At 56.0% G+C, this 13660-nt stretch carries 17 protein-coding genes; 6 read left to right on the forward strand and 11 right to left on the reverse strand.

Annotated elements, in window-relative coordinates; all coding sequences use genetic code 11:
- Positions 1–608 precede the first annotated feature (608 nt).
- The 5 genes from HFM78_RS01330 to HFM78_RS01350 all read right to left on the reverse strand — a co-directional run bounded on the left by HFM78_RS01330 (position 609) and on the right by HFM78_RS01350 (position 5443).
- Positions 609–1481: a carbohydrate ABC transporter permease gene (locus HFM78_RS01330; protein ID WP_287127612.1), complete on the reverse strand. Its 873-nt coding sequence runs from the start codon at positions 1479–1481 to the stop codon at positions 609–611.
- Positions 1478–2701 (reverse strand): sugar ABC transporter substrate-binding protein, encoded by a 1224-nt coding sequence (locus tag HFM78_RS01335; RefSeq protein ID WP_287127613.1) that lies wholly within the window; start codon positions 2699–2701, stop codon positions 1478–1480. Before HFM78_RS01335 ends, HFM78_RS01330 begins: the two co-directional genes overlap by 4 nt.
- Positions 2702–2884: 183 nt before the next feature.
- A complete protein-coding gene (locus tag HFM78_RS01340; RefSeq protein WP_287127614.1) occupies positions 2885–4282 on the reverse strand; it encodes a B12-binding domain-containing radical SAM protein in 1398 nt (465 codons plus the stop codon).
- Between the two features lie 4 nt (positions 4283–4286).
- On the reverse strand, positions 4287–4757 hold the full coding sequence (gene moaC / locus HFM78_RS01345) for a cyclic pyranopterin monophosphate synthase MoaC (RefSeq protein ID WP_287127615.1): 471 nt from the start codon (positions 4755–4757) through the stop codon (positions 4287–4289).
- Complete coding sequence (locus tag HFM78_RS01350) at positions 4754–5443, reverse strand: segregation/condensation protein A (RefSeq protein WP_287127616.1); 690 nt, start codon at positions 5441–5443, stop codon at positions 4754–4756. The genes moaC and HFM78_RS01350 overlap by 4 nt, the downstream gene beginning before the upstream one ends.
- A 284-nt stretch (positions 5444–5727) precedes the next feature.
- Between HFM78_RS01350 and HFM78_RS01355 the strand changes: the two genes are divergently transcribed.
- The 5 genes from HFM78_RS01355 (at position 5728) to HFM78_RS01375 (ending at position 8314) form a co-directional block, all read left to right on the forward strand.
- Complete coding sequence (locus HFM78_RS01355) at positions 5728–6579, forward strand: SGNH/GDSL hydrolase family protein (RefSeq protein WP_287127617.1); 852 nt, start codon at positions 5728–5730, stop codon at positions 6577–6579.
- A 77-nt stretch (positions 6580–6656) separates the two neighbouring features.
- A complete protein-coding gene (locus HFM78_RS01360; protein WP_287127618.1) occupies positions 6657–6824 on the forward strand; it encodes a DUF433 domain-containing protein in 168 nt (55 codons plus the stop codon).
- A gap of 96 nt (positions 6825–6920) precedes the next feature.
- Positions 6921–7163: a DUF1902 domain-containing protein gene (locus HFM78_RS01365; RefSeq protein WP_287127619.1), complete on the forward strand. Its 243-nt coding sequence runs from the start codon at positions 6921–6923 to the stop codon at positions 7161–7163.
- Positions 7164–7361, forward strand: a complete 198-nt coding sequence (locus HFM78_RS01370) for a type II toxin-antitoxin system HicA family toxin (protein WP_287127620.1) — start codon at positions 7164–7166, stop codon at positions 7359–7361.
- Between the two features lie 176 nt (positions 7362–7537).
- Positions 7538–8314 (forward strand): ChaB family protein, encoded by a 777-nt coding sequence (locus HFM78_RS01375; RefSeq protein ID WP_287127621.1) that lies wholly within the window; start codon positions 7538–7540, stop codon positions 8312–8314.
- Here the strand turns inward: HFM78_RS01375 and trxA are convergent.
- Positions 8311–8628 (reverse strand): thioredoxin, encoded by a 318-nt coding sequence (gene trxA / locus HFM78_RS01380; RefSeq protein WP_287127622.1) that lies wholly within the window; start codon positions 8626–8628, stop codon positions 8311–8313. The two genes, HFM78_RS01375 and trxA, sit on opposite strands and share 4 nt — an antisense overlap.
- Before the next feature lie 203 nt (positions 8629–8831).
- On the opposite strand from trxA, the gene HFM78_RS01385 reads away from it, so the two are divergent.
- Positions 8832–9500 (forward strand): ComF family protein, encoded by a 669-nt coding sequence (locus HFM78_RS01385; protein WP_287127623.1) that lies wholly within the window; start codon positions 8832–8834, stop codon positions 9498–9500.
- Positions 9501–9616: 116 nt separating this feature from the next.
- On the opposite strand, the gene hisG is transcribed toward HFM78_RS01385, so the two are convergent.
- The 5 genes from hisG to HFM78_RS01410 form a co-directional block, all read right to left on the reverse strand.
- Positions 9617–10558, reverse strand: a complete 942-nt coding sequence (gene hisG, locus HFM78_RS01390) for an ATP phosphoribosyltransferase (protein WP_287127624.1) — start codon at positions 10556–10558, stop codon at positions 9617–9619.
- Complete coding sequence (locus HFM78_RS01395) at positions 10555–11940, reverse strand: ATP phosphoribosyltransferase regulatory subunit (RefSeq protein WP_287127625.1); 1386 nt, start codon at positions 11938–11940, stop codon at positions 10555–10557. The genes hisG and HFM78_RS01395 overlap by 4 nt, the downstream gene beginning before the upstream one ends.
- Before the next feature lie 37 nt (positions 11941–11977).
- Positions 11978–12625, reverse strand: coding sequence for a molybdate ABC transporter permease subunit (gene modB, locus HFM78_RS01400; RefSeq protein ID WP_287127626.1), 648 nt, complete (start codon positions 12623–12625; stop codon positions 11978–11980).
- Positions 12622–13353 (reverse strand): molybdate ABC transporter substrate-binding protein, encoded by a 732-nt coding sequence (gene modA / locus HFM78_RS01405; protein ID WP_287127627.1) that lies wholly within the window; start codon positions 13351–13353, stop codon positions 12622–12624. Before modA ends, modB begins: the two co-directional genes overlap by 4 nt.
- Before the next feature lie 2 nt (positions 13354–13355).
- A partial coding sequence (locus HFM78_RS01410; protein ID WP_287127628.1) for a ComEA family DNA-binding protein occupies positions 13356–13660 on the reverse strand: 305 nt, incomplete at its 5' end.

Genomic DNA, 13660 nt, shown 5'->3' on the forward strand with positions numbered 1-13660 from the left:
AACCCCTCCCCCGTACCCTGTCGGGCACAGGCGAGCAGGGTAGGGGAGCAAGAATAAGTTCTTTTCTGCCTTGGTCCCCCGTTTACCTGTGCCCGTCAGAGTACGGGGCGGAGGGGCGGCTGTTAGCGAGCTACTGAGATTTTATAATTCAACCCGGATTGCTATAGGCACTTGATGGGGTGACAAGATGTCTAGGATGCTTGCTCCAAGTGGTCTATAGCCCTGAGAGCTTGTTGAAGATACCGACTGCCTCGGGGTACCAGACGCACGATTTCTCTAGCAATATCTAGCAAAAGATATTGATTTCCTATCCAAACCTGTGGCTGCATTCCTACCTTGAAGGTGCTGTTTCGACGGGCTTGTTGTCCAGACTCTTTGGGACGACAGAGGTATTTTTGTAACCCTCCATCTTTGACTAGCAATAGTGATGTTCCCGGCTTGATACCTAATTTATCAAGCTTGCCTACGATACATTTACCTTAGGTTTGGCGAGTATGGAACTTAGGGAAATTTGGTACGCTAGTTGCAATCTTTGTTAGTAGTGGACAGGTTATCAGTAAAAAGCCTCCTCTAGTAGGCTTTAAGGCTGCCACGGGAGCAACGGGGTGTCAGGAGTTGAAGGTACTATCTTCTCGTAGGTTGCCTAACCGGGCATTAACCAAGGAGAAGATAAATAGCAAGATAAAGAGGATGACCCCTACGGCACAGGCATAGCCCAATTCCAGGTTTGTGAAAGCTTTTTCGTAGAGGTAATAAACGATTGTTTTAGAACTATTGATGGGACCGCCACGGGTCATTACATATACCTCCTCGAAGACCTTCATCGCCGAGATTGCCGATAGAACCGCCACCAACAAGATGTAGGGACGCATCAGGGGGACGGTGATATGCCAGTGTTTACGCCAGCCGACGGCTCCATCCAGGGCAGCGGCCTCATAGAGTTGGGCGGGGATGCTCTGGAGACCGGCTAGATAGATGACCATGTAATACCCCAGGCCTTTCCAGATCGTGACTAGCATCACCGCAAACAAAGAACCCTCCCCGGTTAGCCAGGGGACCGCCTCTAGGTTGAAGACCGCCCGCAGTAAGCCATTGATCAACCCACTCTCGCCATAGACCCACTTCCAAGTCACCCCTGCTACCACCATTGGGATAATCACCGGGATGTAGTAGAGGACCCGGAACCCTCCCACCCCCGGAACCGCCCGGTTGAGCAGGACTGCGAGGACTAGGGGCAGGGTGACTAGAACCGGGACGACCCCGACCAGATAAAGCAGGGTGTTCCCCAGAACTTTCGCAAAGAGCGGGTCCATCCAGAGCCTGCTGAAATTAGCCCCCCCGATCCACTGGGGCGGATTCAGGATGTCGTAGCGGGTGAAGCTCAGGTAAAACGCCTGGAGGACCGGGAAAAAGGTCACGATGCCAAAGATGACCAAGGCGGGCGCGAGAAAACCATAGGCTTTGAGGGTGAGGAGTTTCACACCAGGTCCCAGCGGGTAGTGGCATCGCGGAGAGCTTGGGCGGTGGATTTCTTGGCGAGCATGGCCCCTTGCAATTCCTCATAGAGGATTTGTTGTAACTGATCCAAGTTCGTAAAAGGCGGGATGAGGACAGCGGCGGTGGCGAGTTGTTGGGCACTGACCCGGCGACCCTCGGTGGCAGCATCCCCCGCCATGGTGAAAAACGAGTCCTGGGCGGCTTGGCGGGTGGAAGGGAGGAGGTTCCCGGCCTTAGCGAGAGCGAGTTGGTTGGTGTCGTTGGTAATGAAAAGGGCGAGTTGGACGGCGAGTTCAGGGCGAGTCGTCGCCTTCGGGATGACTAAATTCATGGCGGCGGCATTGGTTTTCTTGAGCACCCCGGTGATTTGGGGGGCAACGCCCGTGATTTGGGCTAAGGCCGGGGCGTTCTTCTGGATGCCTTGCAGGAACTGCGGTCCCGTCAGGAGTAGAGCCGTCTCTCCGGCTTGGTAGAGTTCGACGGCTTTGCGGTGGCCCTCAGTCAGGCTCTCGCGGGGGATGAGTTGGGCTTGGTAGAGGTCTACCCAATACTGAGCGGCAGCACGTCCGGCGGGACTGTTGAAGCTCGCCTTCCCCTCAGGACTCACCAGGGTCGCCCCCATTTTGACAAAGGACTCCAGCACTTGGGCGGTATCAAAAGTCGGCAAGAAGGCATATTTACCCGTGCGCCGGATGGCTTGGGCCTGGGTCTGGAGGTCACGGTAGGTGCGTGGAGCGGTGGTAAGGCTAGCTTTTTTGAGGAGGTCTTTGTTATAAATTGTCACCTGGGTCGAGACGTACCAGGGCACGCCAAAGGTGATCCCGCCCAGACGGTTGGCTTGCCACAGACTCGGGAAGTAGCGGGCCTGGGCCTCGGGAGCGACCGCTTCATCCAGGGGTAAGAGGGCCTGTCGTTGGGCCAATTTGACCGCGAACTGGGGGTTGAGGTTGACTACATCCGGGGCGGTCCCAGCGGCGGTGGCGGCAAGAATTTTACTCTCCATATCCGCCCAGGGCACGTCCACCCAACTAATGGCTCCAGCACTGGGATTTTCGCGGGTGAATTGGGCTAGGGTCTTTTCGAGTAGGGCGGTGTGGTCTGGTTTGAGTTGCATTGTCCAAAACTCCAAGGGCCGGGCGGCTTGCTCCTTCGCACACCCTGCCAACACCAACGCGCCCCCCATCACCATTTGCCGTCGCCGCATACCTTTACCACTGACCGGATGACTACAATAATACGGGCTGTTTGCCCTACGCTTGACGCTTTAGCCGGAGGGGAAAAACCATTAGGATAAGTTTGTTTTGGAACTTTCAATGCTAAACAATATCGCCTGCAACGCTTACGGGTGCTGCCTTGTACAGGTCAATTAGCCCCAATGGGATATGCCTTAAGACAGTAAAGGCAAGGCTCGTACAGTCGTCGCGGTAATTAGACGACCCAGCCCCCGGCCCAACGTACCCAAGTGCCGTTCCGCCAGAAACCTAGCTCGCCCCGCATAAATCGCCCAACGCAATTTGAATTGAGAATGATCCGCCCGATAGGTGACGACATTGTGCCCCGCCCGTTTCCATTCCTGACGGTCCTCCGGCAAGAGCCGACCCTCCGCCACCACCCGGTCAAAAAGCTTTGTCCCCGGTAAAGGATAGGTGATGGTGAAACTCAGATAATCCAAGGGCAACGTCGCAATCAAGTCCAAGGTCGCCAAAATATCCGCCGTCGTCTCCCCCGGATAACCCACTTGAAAAAATGCCGCCGCCCGAATCCCGGTCTCATTGGCATCCTGCAAGGCTTGGTGGACCACTTCCGGGGTGAAGCGTTTACCCATCTGTTTGAGGACCCGGGGACTGCCGGACTCGATACCAAAGAAGATTCGCTGACAACCCGCCGCCGCCATCCGGTCAAACACCTTACGGTTCACATCCACCCGCCCCAGACAGTCCCACTTAAATTTCAGGCCCCGCCGCTGGATCTCCTCACAAATCTTCAAAGCCCGCTGCCAGTTGAGCATAAAAATATCATCTGCAAACCAGATATGAGAATAACCATCCGCCAAGGCCCGTTCCACATCCGCCAACACCTGCTCCACACTGTGTTCGCGGTAGGTATAGCCAAAAATCGGTTGGTCACAGTATTCACAACCGTAGGGACAGCCCCGCGCCGTAAATACTGGGGTTTGCGTGAAGCCAAACTTCTGTTGCCAATATTGCTGGTAATGAGCATGGTCATAGATATCGCGGGCGGGCATCGGCAGTTGGGTCAAGATTTCTTTCGGGATTAAGGGCGATTTCTGGTTGCCCACCAGTACCCCATCGGGACCCTTAGTACACAGGCCCTCTAGGTGGGTGTAATCACGTTGATTGACTAGACAATCCATCAAGTCCACCCACAGCAACTCCCCCTCTCCCCGCATCGCCCCATCGAAATCATGGAGGAAAGCCTTGGGGTTCCCCGAGGGCATTGGTCCCCCCGCCAGTAATAAAGTTTTGGGCAACAACTCGCGGAGCCGTTTCGCCATCGCCAGGGCATCATCCTGGAGCGTCACCATACAATAGACCCCAACCACTAGGGGATTTTCGCGGACGGCCTCCGCCACCGCCCAATCCAGCCCCCGGAAGGTACAGTCCAAGAACCGGACACTGTAACCCTTCTCGCGCAGATAGGCGGTGATATGCCCCTGACCGAGGGGCGGGAATAACCACAGTTTACGCCGGGGAGATTCGCGATAAACAAAAGGATAAATCAATACTACATCCGCCACGGTCAGCCCCAAAACTGTACCCACCATACCCTTAAACCCTAAAATCCCCCGACTGCCCACCCTGTTTCTCAACTAAGTGAATATCAAGTAGGCGCATCCCTTTATCTAGAGCTTTCGCCATGTCATAGAGGGTCAACAGGCCCACACTCACTGCTGTCAAACTCTCCATCTCCACGCCGGTCTGACCCGTGGTCTTGACGGTTACTTCCAGTTGAAACCCCGGCAAATCGGGACTCGGCGTAATCGTACAGGTGATCCCGCCCAAGGGTAAAGGATGACAAAGCGGGATCAAGTCCGGGGTCCGTTTCGCCGCCATGATTGCCGCGAGTCGCGCCACGCCCAAGACATCGCCCTTGGGAGCATTCCCCGCTAAGACTGCTTGATAGGCCGCTGCACTCATCTGGATACAACCCGTGGCGGTCGCAGTACGGGCGGTGCTGGGTTTAGCGGTGACATCCACCATCTGTGCTTCGCCTTGAGCGTCCAAATGCGAGAGATTCATTCCATACCCCACTGTGGACCGGGTGTAACCCAGACTTCGCCGTAGAAGTCCGGTTGCTCTAGCGTAACTAAGGCGCGGGCACACAAAAAAAGTAAGGCAATAAAGGTCCCTAGCTGGTCCCCGCTCTCCTGAGCCAAAACCGTAAAACTCACGCCCTCCGCCTGCTTGAAATGGGGGGTGAGGGTCAGCCGGACACTCTGGATTAAGTCCTCCAAGTTCTCTTGGTGGGCCAGTTGTTTGACTTGCTCCAAAGAGCGTGGGGACGGTGCAATCCGGCGCGTAGACAGAATAGGGATTTGTTCTTCTAGACTCTCGGCTTCTTTGAGGTGGGCCAAGAGGTCCGCCAGGGTCAGGGGGCGTTGGGGTAAAGTCTGGGGAGCGGCAAGCCGACGCTTAATGATCTGCTCTAAGGGCATCGGGAAAGGAATAATATTGGCGGGTTCCTCCAGGATGGCCTCTTCAATCGGGTCCGGCGGGAAGGTCCGCAACTCTAACGCTTCGGCCTTGAGGTGAATCAACAGGGCGGCGTAAAAAAGAGCTTGTCCGGTTAGGGCTAGGTCCTGGTTGATGAGTTCGCCCAAGGAGGCTAGGAAGCGGTCGGTCAACTGGACCACATCAACATCCCAGGGGTCTACCTCTCCCCGCTGGGCCAACGCCAAAATTAACCCCAGCGCGTCTTGAGCCACCCTGACTTCCTTGAATCGTCCTCATAATACCAAAGCTAGCCACTCCTCCTGCTCCACTCAGGCTAGGCGTGATGTTGGCTGAGCTTGAGGATTGCGTTGGAGATAGTGGTTGGCATTGCCTTCAACAGCCTGTGAGGGTAGGAACCTTAGGTTCCACCCTCACGCTCACGCCGACCCATGGGGGGCCGCGCACGGCCTTTTTCTATCTTTGTCCCCCATTTATGGGGCGGAGGGGCCTTCTTACATGCATGGTATATTCCGAGTTGTTCCCCAGGAGATTGCTCATGCTGCGTTTAGTAACCAGAGTTTTTAGTTTGGGTTTGAGTGCTTTACTTGCGGGACAGGCCGGGGCACAGGCGTTTACGGACCTCTATGTGTTTGGCGATAGTCTGTCGGATATTGGGCGGGTTAAGCAGTTTACCGAGGGTGTGATCCCGCCGCCTTTGCTCTACTACCGGGGCCGCTTCTCCAATGGTCCGATCTGGGTTGACAAGCTTGCCCTCGGCCTTGGAGTTCCTCTGAGCTTGGACCAAGATTATGCCTGGGGCGGGGCTGAATCGGGTACGGGCCACTCCATCGCTGACCGTCTGCCGGGCGTGCGTGACCAACTCCGTAGCTATCTCAGCACCAACCCCACGGTTCAGCCCACCGCACTCTACATCGTCTGGGCCGGGGGTAATGATTACCTGGATGGACAAACCGATAGCGATATTCCCGTCCAAAACCTCGTGGACACTTTGAATGACCTCCTGGCACGGGGAGCGCGGGGCTTTTTGGTCCCTAACCTGCCAGACCTAGGCGCGATTCCTGAGACTAACACCACCGCCCAAGCTCCGGCCCTATCCGCGCTCACTATTGAACACAACACTAAGTTACAAACCGCAATTCAACAACTACAACTGGCCTATCCGAGTGCCCGGATTGACCTCTTGGATGTGTATTCCTTCTTTATGGCAGTGCGGACCAATCCTCAAGCCTACGGGTTCACCAATGTCACTCAAGCTTGTCTAGACCGGGCGGTGGCCTGTACCACCAACGCCTCGAACTTCCTGTTTTACGACACCTACCACCCGACCACCCAGGGCCATAAGTTCTTAGCGGACTATGCCGCTGAGTTATATGGGCTAGCTCCTTAAGTTCGAGGGTGTGCCCTCTACGCCATTACCGCTGATGACGAGTGCTACGCTAAAAAAGACCTCAAAAACCTCATCCTGTGATTTATCAAGAGTGTATCGTCGTTGATCCGCGTATTCGCAGTGGAAAACCTAGTATTTGTGGCACCCGTATTACCGTCACGGATGTTTTTGATTATCTTGGCGGCGGCATGACCATTGCTGATGTGTTAGACGATTTTCCAGACCTAGCCCTTGCTGATCTTTAAACTTGTTTTGCCTTTGTTGCTGACCGCGATCGCTGTCTAGCTACCTTTCACTATTAGACTAGGACTATCAACGTCCACTCGATCAGGAACTTGACGATGGCACAGATTATCTACAAGGTCGAAGCATTTTGGGATGCAGAAGCCACCGTCTGGGTCGCCACTAGCGAAGATGTGCCGGGATTAGTAACTGAAGCTGGAACGATTGAGACTTTAATGCAGAAGCTTCAATGCATAATACCGGAACTTGTCTTGCTCAATCGGGTTGTGACGCCTGAAAGTGGTTCAATCACATTTCAACTGACGAGTCACCGCCAAGAAGTGGTTGAGGTAGCTCCCTAGATGAGTGGATCGTTTACTCCCCAGCTAAAGAAGTTATTAGTGGCGGCAGGTTGCTACTTTGAACGGCAGGGTAAAGGCGACCATGAAATCTGGTACAGTCCCATTACAGAGCAGCGATTTGTGGTAGATAGCTCAATCAAATCACGGCACACTGCCAATGCTGTTTTGAAGCAAGCAGGACTGTGTAAAGCTTTCTGAGAAGCTTAGCATCTCCTCTGTATTCCATCCCTACGCAGCGGATAGGCAAAAAAACAGTTAGATGACTCTGATTGCTACACGACCGGATAGTTGAGTAGTCTCAGTCGTAGGATAGAATCCCCCGGTTTGTGCCTTTCCTAGACTGGGAAATGGTAGTACATCCGCGAGGTCTGTTCATGGTGCAGAGTATCGAGTCCAGCAAGAAGATTTACACCGGACAGGTGGAACAGGCGGTAACCGGCGTTTTCAAAACCCAGCAAGAAGTGGATGCCGTGGTCCGGCGGCTCTTGGATATCGGGGTGACGCGCGAAGATATCTCGATTGTGGGCCGCAATTTTGAGAGTAATTCACGGGTGGCGGGCTTCTTGACCCGTGGCGATGTAATCCGGGGCGGGCTGGTCAATGGTGCCCTTTACGGAGCTTTCTTTGGTTCGGTGCTGTCGCTGTTGACCGGCATTGGCGTGTTGTTTATTCCCTTTGTGGGTCCAGTGGTGGCAGCGGGTCCTTTGGGGGCAGCTTTGTTGGGGGCGGCGAGTGGAGCTTTGGCGGGTTCGCTCGGCTCGGGCTTGGCCTCGGTCTTTATCTCCATGGGGATGCCTGAGGAAAAAGTGAGTATTTACCAGACCCGGATGCAGGCCGGTGAATTCGTTGTGGTCGCTGAAGGCTTGACCGCCCAAATTCCCCAGATTGAGACGGTGATGGCTGAGGGCGGCGGCGAGGAAATAATGGTGATGAACCAGACGTTACCCCGCGAGAAGCCGGGGGCTTTTGACGGTCCCGAGGACTTGGCTCCTCAGGTCCGTGAACACCTCTCCCCCCAAGCCCAGACTACCTACATCAACCGCTATAACGAGGAACTGACAGCGGGTGGGGATGATGCCAAGGCGGATATGGCAGCTTGGGAAACCGTGCGCCAGACCTATCGTGAGAACGCCAACGGGGTCTGGGCCTAGAGCCAAGGTTGTAGTAAGTCCATGATCTCAGGTGCCGGATGAACGCCCGTGAGTCGCTCCACGGGCTTACCATCCTTGAAGATCATCAGGGTGGGTAACTCGCGGATCTGCCATTCAGTCGCAACCTGGGGATTTTTGTCGGTGTTGATCTTGACCACTAATACTTGGTCCTTGAGCGTGACCCCGACGTTTTGCAGGATGGGTGACATCATCTGACAGGGTCCGCACCAGGGCGCGTAGAAGTCCACCAGGATGGGCAGGTCCGTACTTTCGATCATCTCAGCGAAGGATTTGTACTGCTTCTTGACTGACATCATGGGGTCCGGCTGGTCTTTCTTATTTTAGCTACCGCCCATGGTGCTGGGGTCTTACCCACAGCTTGTTGAGGCTGTACCAAAACTGCTTCAAAGGAAGAGAGCCAGGAGTCTGGGTTCTAGATCACACCTAGCCTCTGTTTACAGTCACGGCATCACCGGAGCAAGCCAGCGAAACTATGGGTGTTGCACCGAGCCCCCCTATGTTTGCCACCCTCGCCCAGAAACTTAACCCCGCTGCTTGGTTGGTACCCACCACCTGCCTAGCCTGTGGACGCAAAGCCAAGCAGAGCGTCTGCACCAACTGTCACCAGGGTCTTGTGCAGGAACAACGGACCCAAGCCGTGATCGTCGGGCAGGGGGGCGTCAAGGTGTGGGCATGGGGAACCTACCGGGGAGCTTTAGAGCGGGCTTTGCATCAACTCAAGTACAGCGGGGCTTACGGCTGGGGGCGGGTGATGGGTGAGATGATGGCCCAGGCTTGGCTAAAACAGGGTCAAGACCAGACCCCCTGGCAGGTCGTTGCAGTCCCCCTCTCTCAAGAACGTTGGCAGACCCGGGGCTACAACCAAGCCGAAGAAATCAGTTACACCTTTGCCCGTTGGACAGGACTGAGGCACCATCCCGAGTGGCTGACCCGGACCCGAGCGACCCAAGCCCAATTCAGTCTCGGGGCTGAGGAACGGGCCGCGAATCTCAAAGGTGCGTTTGCCGCCAGTATCGCTGTAAAGGGGAAGTGCATTCTATTAGTTGACGATATTTATACGACGGGGACTACGGTGGCTGAGGCTGTAGCGGCTCTCAAAGCTGCCGGGGCCGTCCGGGTCATGGCTGTCGTGGTTGCCCGTCCCGTATTTCGCCAAAAAGCTTAGACATTGAGCAAAAATTCAATGGTCAGAGCGTCAGCAATGGGTATTTGGGGAAACGCTTCGGTGGCTGTCAGGATTACCGGAAAGTTCTGCCGGACCTCGTGGAGCGGAGAAACCGCTTAGTTTAATCCAGTCCGGGCGGTGGTGAGTCGGTCGAGGGCAGGAGTTTGGTCGGTAAAGAAATACTTGACGGGGACTACAGCAGTATCGGTACAACCCAACTGGCGCAACTTCTGGATGGCGGGGTACAACTGTCGCTCAGTCACGACGAGAGAGACTTGATGACCCTGGTGTTGGACGCTCATGCTTAGGGGGATGAGCGGCGCAACATCTACAGTTCCTGGCGTTTGGGCAGTTAAAAAGAGGTAGGACCCGGCTCGTAAATAGGCTTCGAGGCGGTCTAGAAGTTGGGCGACTTGGGGGAGTTTACTGGTTGCCACATCCCGATGAGCCACTAAACAGGCTTGAGAAGAGAAGATGGGCGGATGAATGGGGCGGAGACCATTGGCGCGGAGGGTATTGCCCGTGGTGACCGTATCGGCAATCAAGTCGGCATCCCCGAGTTTGGGCGCGACCTCCGTAGCTCCATCCGAGGGAACCAATAGGAAATGGTTCAAGCCCTGCTGCTCTAAAAATTCGCTGGTGAGATGGCTGAACTTGGTGGCAATCCTGAGCGGTCGGCCCTGTTTGCGCCAACGCAGGCTGAGGTCTACGAGGTCTTGGACGTGGCTCACATCAATCCAGTCCTGGGGCACCGCGAGGACTAGTTCTGCCCGTCCGAAACCCAGGTTCTCAATTAGGACGACGAGGTTTTTGAGTTGATGGCCCCGTTCAGCAACGAGGTCTAGGCCAGTGATGCCCAAGTCCACCGTGGCTTCTTCAACTTTAAGCGGGATCTCTGTGGGGCGTTGGTACAAGACGCGGGTATTGGCGAGGTGCGGGATTGTGGCTTCATAACTGCGTTCGCTGGTATTACCCACACTGAGGCCACAGTTCTTAAAAAGAGCCAGGGTGCTTTCGTAGAGGGTGCCTTTACTGGGCAGGGCGAGGGTGAGGGTCATGGTAAGTAGGTAGTGAGTCCGGCAATAGGTAAGGTTTGACCGTCCGGGAGGATAGCCTGGTTGCCCTGGATGACGATCCGGTCGGGAGCGGAGTGGTCCGGTTGGACAAGGACAGTCCGGCCTTGGGCACGGAGACGATGGGCGATCTGGACGGCTGACCCATAATCGGTGGGGGTGGCGGGGCAGAGGACCACTTGCACAAAACCGGGTAACTGCCAGGATGTCGGGGGGAGGGCGAGCGCGTCCGTGATGTGTTCGAGGTGGTAGGAGAAACCCACGGTCGGACAATCGGTGAGGCTGCCCAGGCTACGGAGCAAGCCATCGTAACGCCCACCGCCGCAGAGAGTCACGCCCCGGTGCCGGATCTCGAAGATCAGCCCACTGTAGTAATGTAGCGTCCGCCCAAAACTAAAATCTAGGACTGGTGCTGGGAGCGTAGTTTGGGCTAAATAACCGAGCAAGTCCGTCAGCGATCGGTGATAGCTGGGGACGAGCCCGTGGTGCGCCAGGAATTGGGCCAGGGCCGGGAGGGTGGTCTGGGCGGGACCTTTCACCAGCGCAAGCTCCTGAGCGGCAGTGATAAATTTACGGACTCCCGCCTGTTGGGTGGCGCGGTCTAATTTCGTCACCAACCGCTCGACGACTTCTGCCATATCGCGGGTCGGTCCCTGGTCCGTCGTCATCTGGAGCATTTCGAGTAAGCCGGTCAGGAGAACTTGGCTCTGGTGGCGGCCCAATCCGGCAAGGACTTGAGCCAGTTGTTGTTGAGTTTCGGGGAGGGGTTCAGTGGGCGTGAGCAGACCCAATTCATCTAGCCGTTGTGCCAGATGCCCGACCGTGGGGAGTTCCTGGCCCAAGTTGCTGTAGCTTGCAATCACAAAATCCCGATACCGCTCCTCCTCAATCCAGTCCTCGACCATACCGATGACCACCCCCATGTGACTGAGGACCAGTTCTAGGTCAGTCAAGCCCAACCGCTGTAGCCCCGTGAAGGCCATCTCGATACATTCAGCCTCCGCCAGTTCTCCGGTCAAGCCAATTAGTTCGACACCGAGTTGGGTGGTCTGGTGGGGCTGCTGGTTCTGACGAAAGACGGGTCCCTGGTAATGCAACCTCAGCGGTAGGGCTGTGTCTGCGAGTTGGGGCAAGAGGGCACGCACGACAGAGGCGGTGATCTCCGGGCGGAGACAGAGTTCTGCCCCCGTCTGGTCCTGGAAACGGTAGAGCCAACGCCGGATGCCCTGTCCGGTTTTGCGGAGGTGCAGGTCCACATTCTCGATAATCGGTAACTCGATGCCCTGGTAGCCGTAGCCCTCGAAGTGCTGGGCCAACTGCCCACTCACCTTTTGGCGTAAATAATAGGCTCCTGGTAAATGATCCACAGTGGTCCCCGATGTCTTTCGTCATCCTATCGCGGAGTTATCCACGCTGACCCAACTGTTGACTCAACAACAATCCCCCCAAAGCCGTGAGGGTCAACAAAAGAGCTAATCCCAGCGCGAGGCTTTCCTCCCCGGTCTGGGTTGCCTGATAAATCGCCAAGGGCATAGTCTGAGTCTTGCCTGGAATATTCCCCGCCAGCATCAAAGTCGCCCCGAACTCCCCCAAGGCACGGGCAAAACTGAGGACCACCCCGGCAGCAATCCCCTTCCAAGCCAAGGGTAGCGTCACCCTAAAAAAAGTCTGAAACCGAGACTGACCCAGGGTGTAGGCGACGTTTTCATAGGTCCGGTCCACACTCTCCAGAGCTGCACGAGTGGTCTTGACCATCAGTGGCAAGGCCATTACCACCGCTGCAATCACCGCCGCCCAAACCGTAAAAAGCGGAGTCCAACCTGTCAAAGCATAGACCCAGCCCCGCTTACCCAGCCCGCCCAACAGATAAAACCCAACCACTGTCGGCGGCAATATTAGGGGCAGGGTACAGAGCGCGTCCACCAATTCCTTCCCCCAAAACTCATAACGGGCCAAGAGGTACCCCACCGCCCCGCCCACTACCGCCACAATCCCCGTCGCCACCACCGCCACAAACAGGGACAACTGCAACGAGAACCAAGGGTCCGTCACGGCGCAAGGAATCCCTGGTCCCGCAGCACCCGCTGACCCGGCTTACTCAGCACATAAGCCACGAAAGCCTGAGCGAGTTGAGGTTGTTTCGCATCCTTCACGACAGCGATGGGATAGATAATCGGTTCCCCGCCCGTCACGACTATACTCACCGTCACTTTGTCCGTCGTCTGGCTATCAGTTTGATAAACTAACCCGGCATCCACATCCCCACCCGCAACATAAGCCAGGACCTGCCGCACATTCTCGCCGTAGACCAGCTTCTGCTTCGCCACAAGTGTTAAATAAATTCCGGCTTGTTGGAGCGCGGCGGCGGCGTACTGGCCTACGGGTACAGTTTTGGGATTACCCATTGCTAACCGCGTTACTTTCGTCAAGTCTTGGAGTTTGGTGATTGGTTTTTGACCACGGAGCACGACCACAACCAACTGGTTACGGGCAAAGGGCTGGGCGGAAATAACTAAACTCCCCAAGTCCCGCACCTGTTTCATTCCCGCACTGGCAAACACATCTACCGGGGCACCACGGGCAATCTGTTGGGACAACTCCCCAGACGCACCTAGATTGAGGACCACTTTTGTCCCCGGTTGCAACTGTTCAAACTGACGGGCAAGCTGGGTAAACGCTTCCTTGAGACTGACTGCCGCTGAGACGGTAATTTCTTCAGCCTGAGCCACGGGCGCGAATAACCCGAGGACCACCAGCCAGCCAAACACTCGGCGCATCATATTTATTGGGTCACGGTGAATTGAGCCTTGTACTTATCGAATTGTTTCTGGCTCATCACTTTTTTAGTCACGAGTTCTGTGGGTGCGGTGTAGGGCCGACCAGCCATAATCTTGTCCGCCGTGGCCTTGCCGATGCCCTTGACTTGTTGGAGTTCCGTAGCAGTCGCCCGGTTGAGGTCCACGACGACCGTACTGGATTTGACCGTCTTGGGCGCATCGGGCTTGAGGGGGGCGGAGCGAGCAGGCGTAGGAATGGGCGGGCTGGACTCGCGGGCGGGTTCAGGCTGAGGCGGGCGTTGACCGGGAG

Source organism: Candidatus Cyanaurora vandensis, assembly GCF_013285555.1.
In the GTDB taxonomy this organism is placed as follows: Bacteria; Cyanobacteriota; Cyanobacteriia; order Gloeobacterales; family Anthocerotibacteraceae; genus Cyanaurora; species Cyanaurora vandensis.

Bases quoted from the DNA above. Each gene is read 5' to 3' on its own strand.
- hisG (WP_287127624.1), bottom strand. From the start codon at position 10,558: ATGACCCTCACCCTCGCCCTGCCCAGTAAAGGCACCCTCTACGAAAGC.
- moaC (WP_287127615.1), bottom strand. From the start codon at position 4,757: ATGAATCTCTCGCATTTGGACGCTCAAGGCGAAGCACAGATGGTGGAT.
- HFM78_RS01375 (WP_287127621.1), top strand. From the start codon at position 7,538: ATGGTGCAGAGTATCGAGTCCAGCAAGAAGATTTACACCGGACAGGTG.
- HFM78_RS01340 (WP_287127614.1), bottom strand. From the start codon at position 4,282: ATGGTGGGTACAGTTTTGGGGCTGACCGTGGCGGATGTAGTATTGATT.
- trxA (WP_287127622.1), bottom strand. From the start codon at position 8,628: ATGTCAGTCAAGAAGCAGTACAAATCCTTCGCTGAGATGATCGAAAGT.
- HFM78_RS01365 (WP_287127619.1), top strand. From the start codon at position 6,921: ATGGCACAGATTATCTACAAGGTCGAAGCATTTTGGGATGCAGAAGCC.
- HFM78_RS01370 (WP_287127620.1), top strand. From the start codon at position 7,164: ATGAGTGGATCGTTTACTCCCCAGCTAAAGAAGTTATTAGTGGCGGCA.
- HFM78_RS01355 (WP_287127617.1), top strand. From the start codon at position 5,728: ATGCTGCGTTTAGTAACCAGAGTTTTTAGTTTGGGTTTGAGTGCTTTA.
- HFM78_RS01335 (WP_287127613.1), bottom strand. From the start codon at position 2,701: ATGCGGCGACGGCAAATGGTGATGGGGGGCGCGTTGGTGTTGGCAGGG.
- modA (WP_287127627.1), bottom strand. From the start codon at position 13,353: ATGATGCGCCGAGTGTTTGGCTGGCTGGTGGTCCTCGGGTTATTCGCG.
- HFM78_RS01385 (WP_287127623.1), top strand. From the start codon at position 8,832: ATGTTTGCCACCCTCGCCCAGAAACTTAACCCCGCTGCTTGGTTGGTA.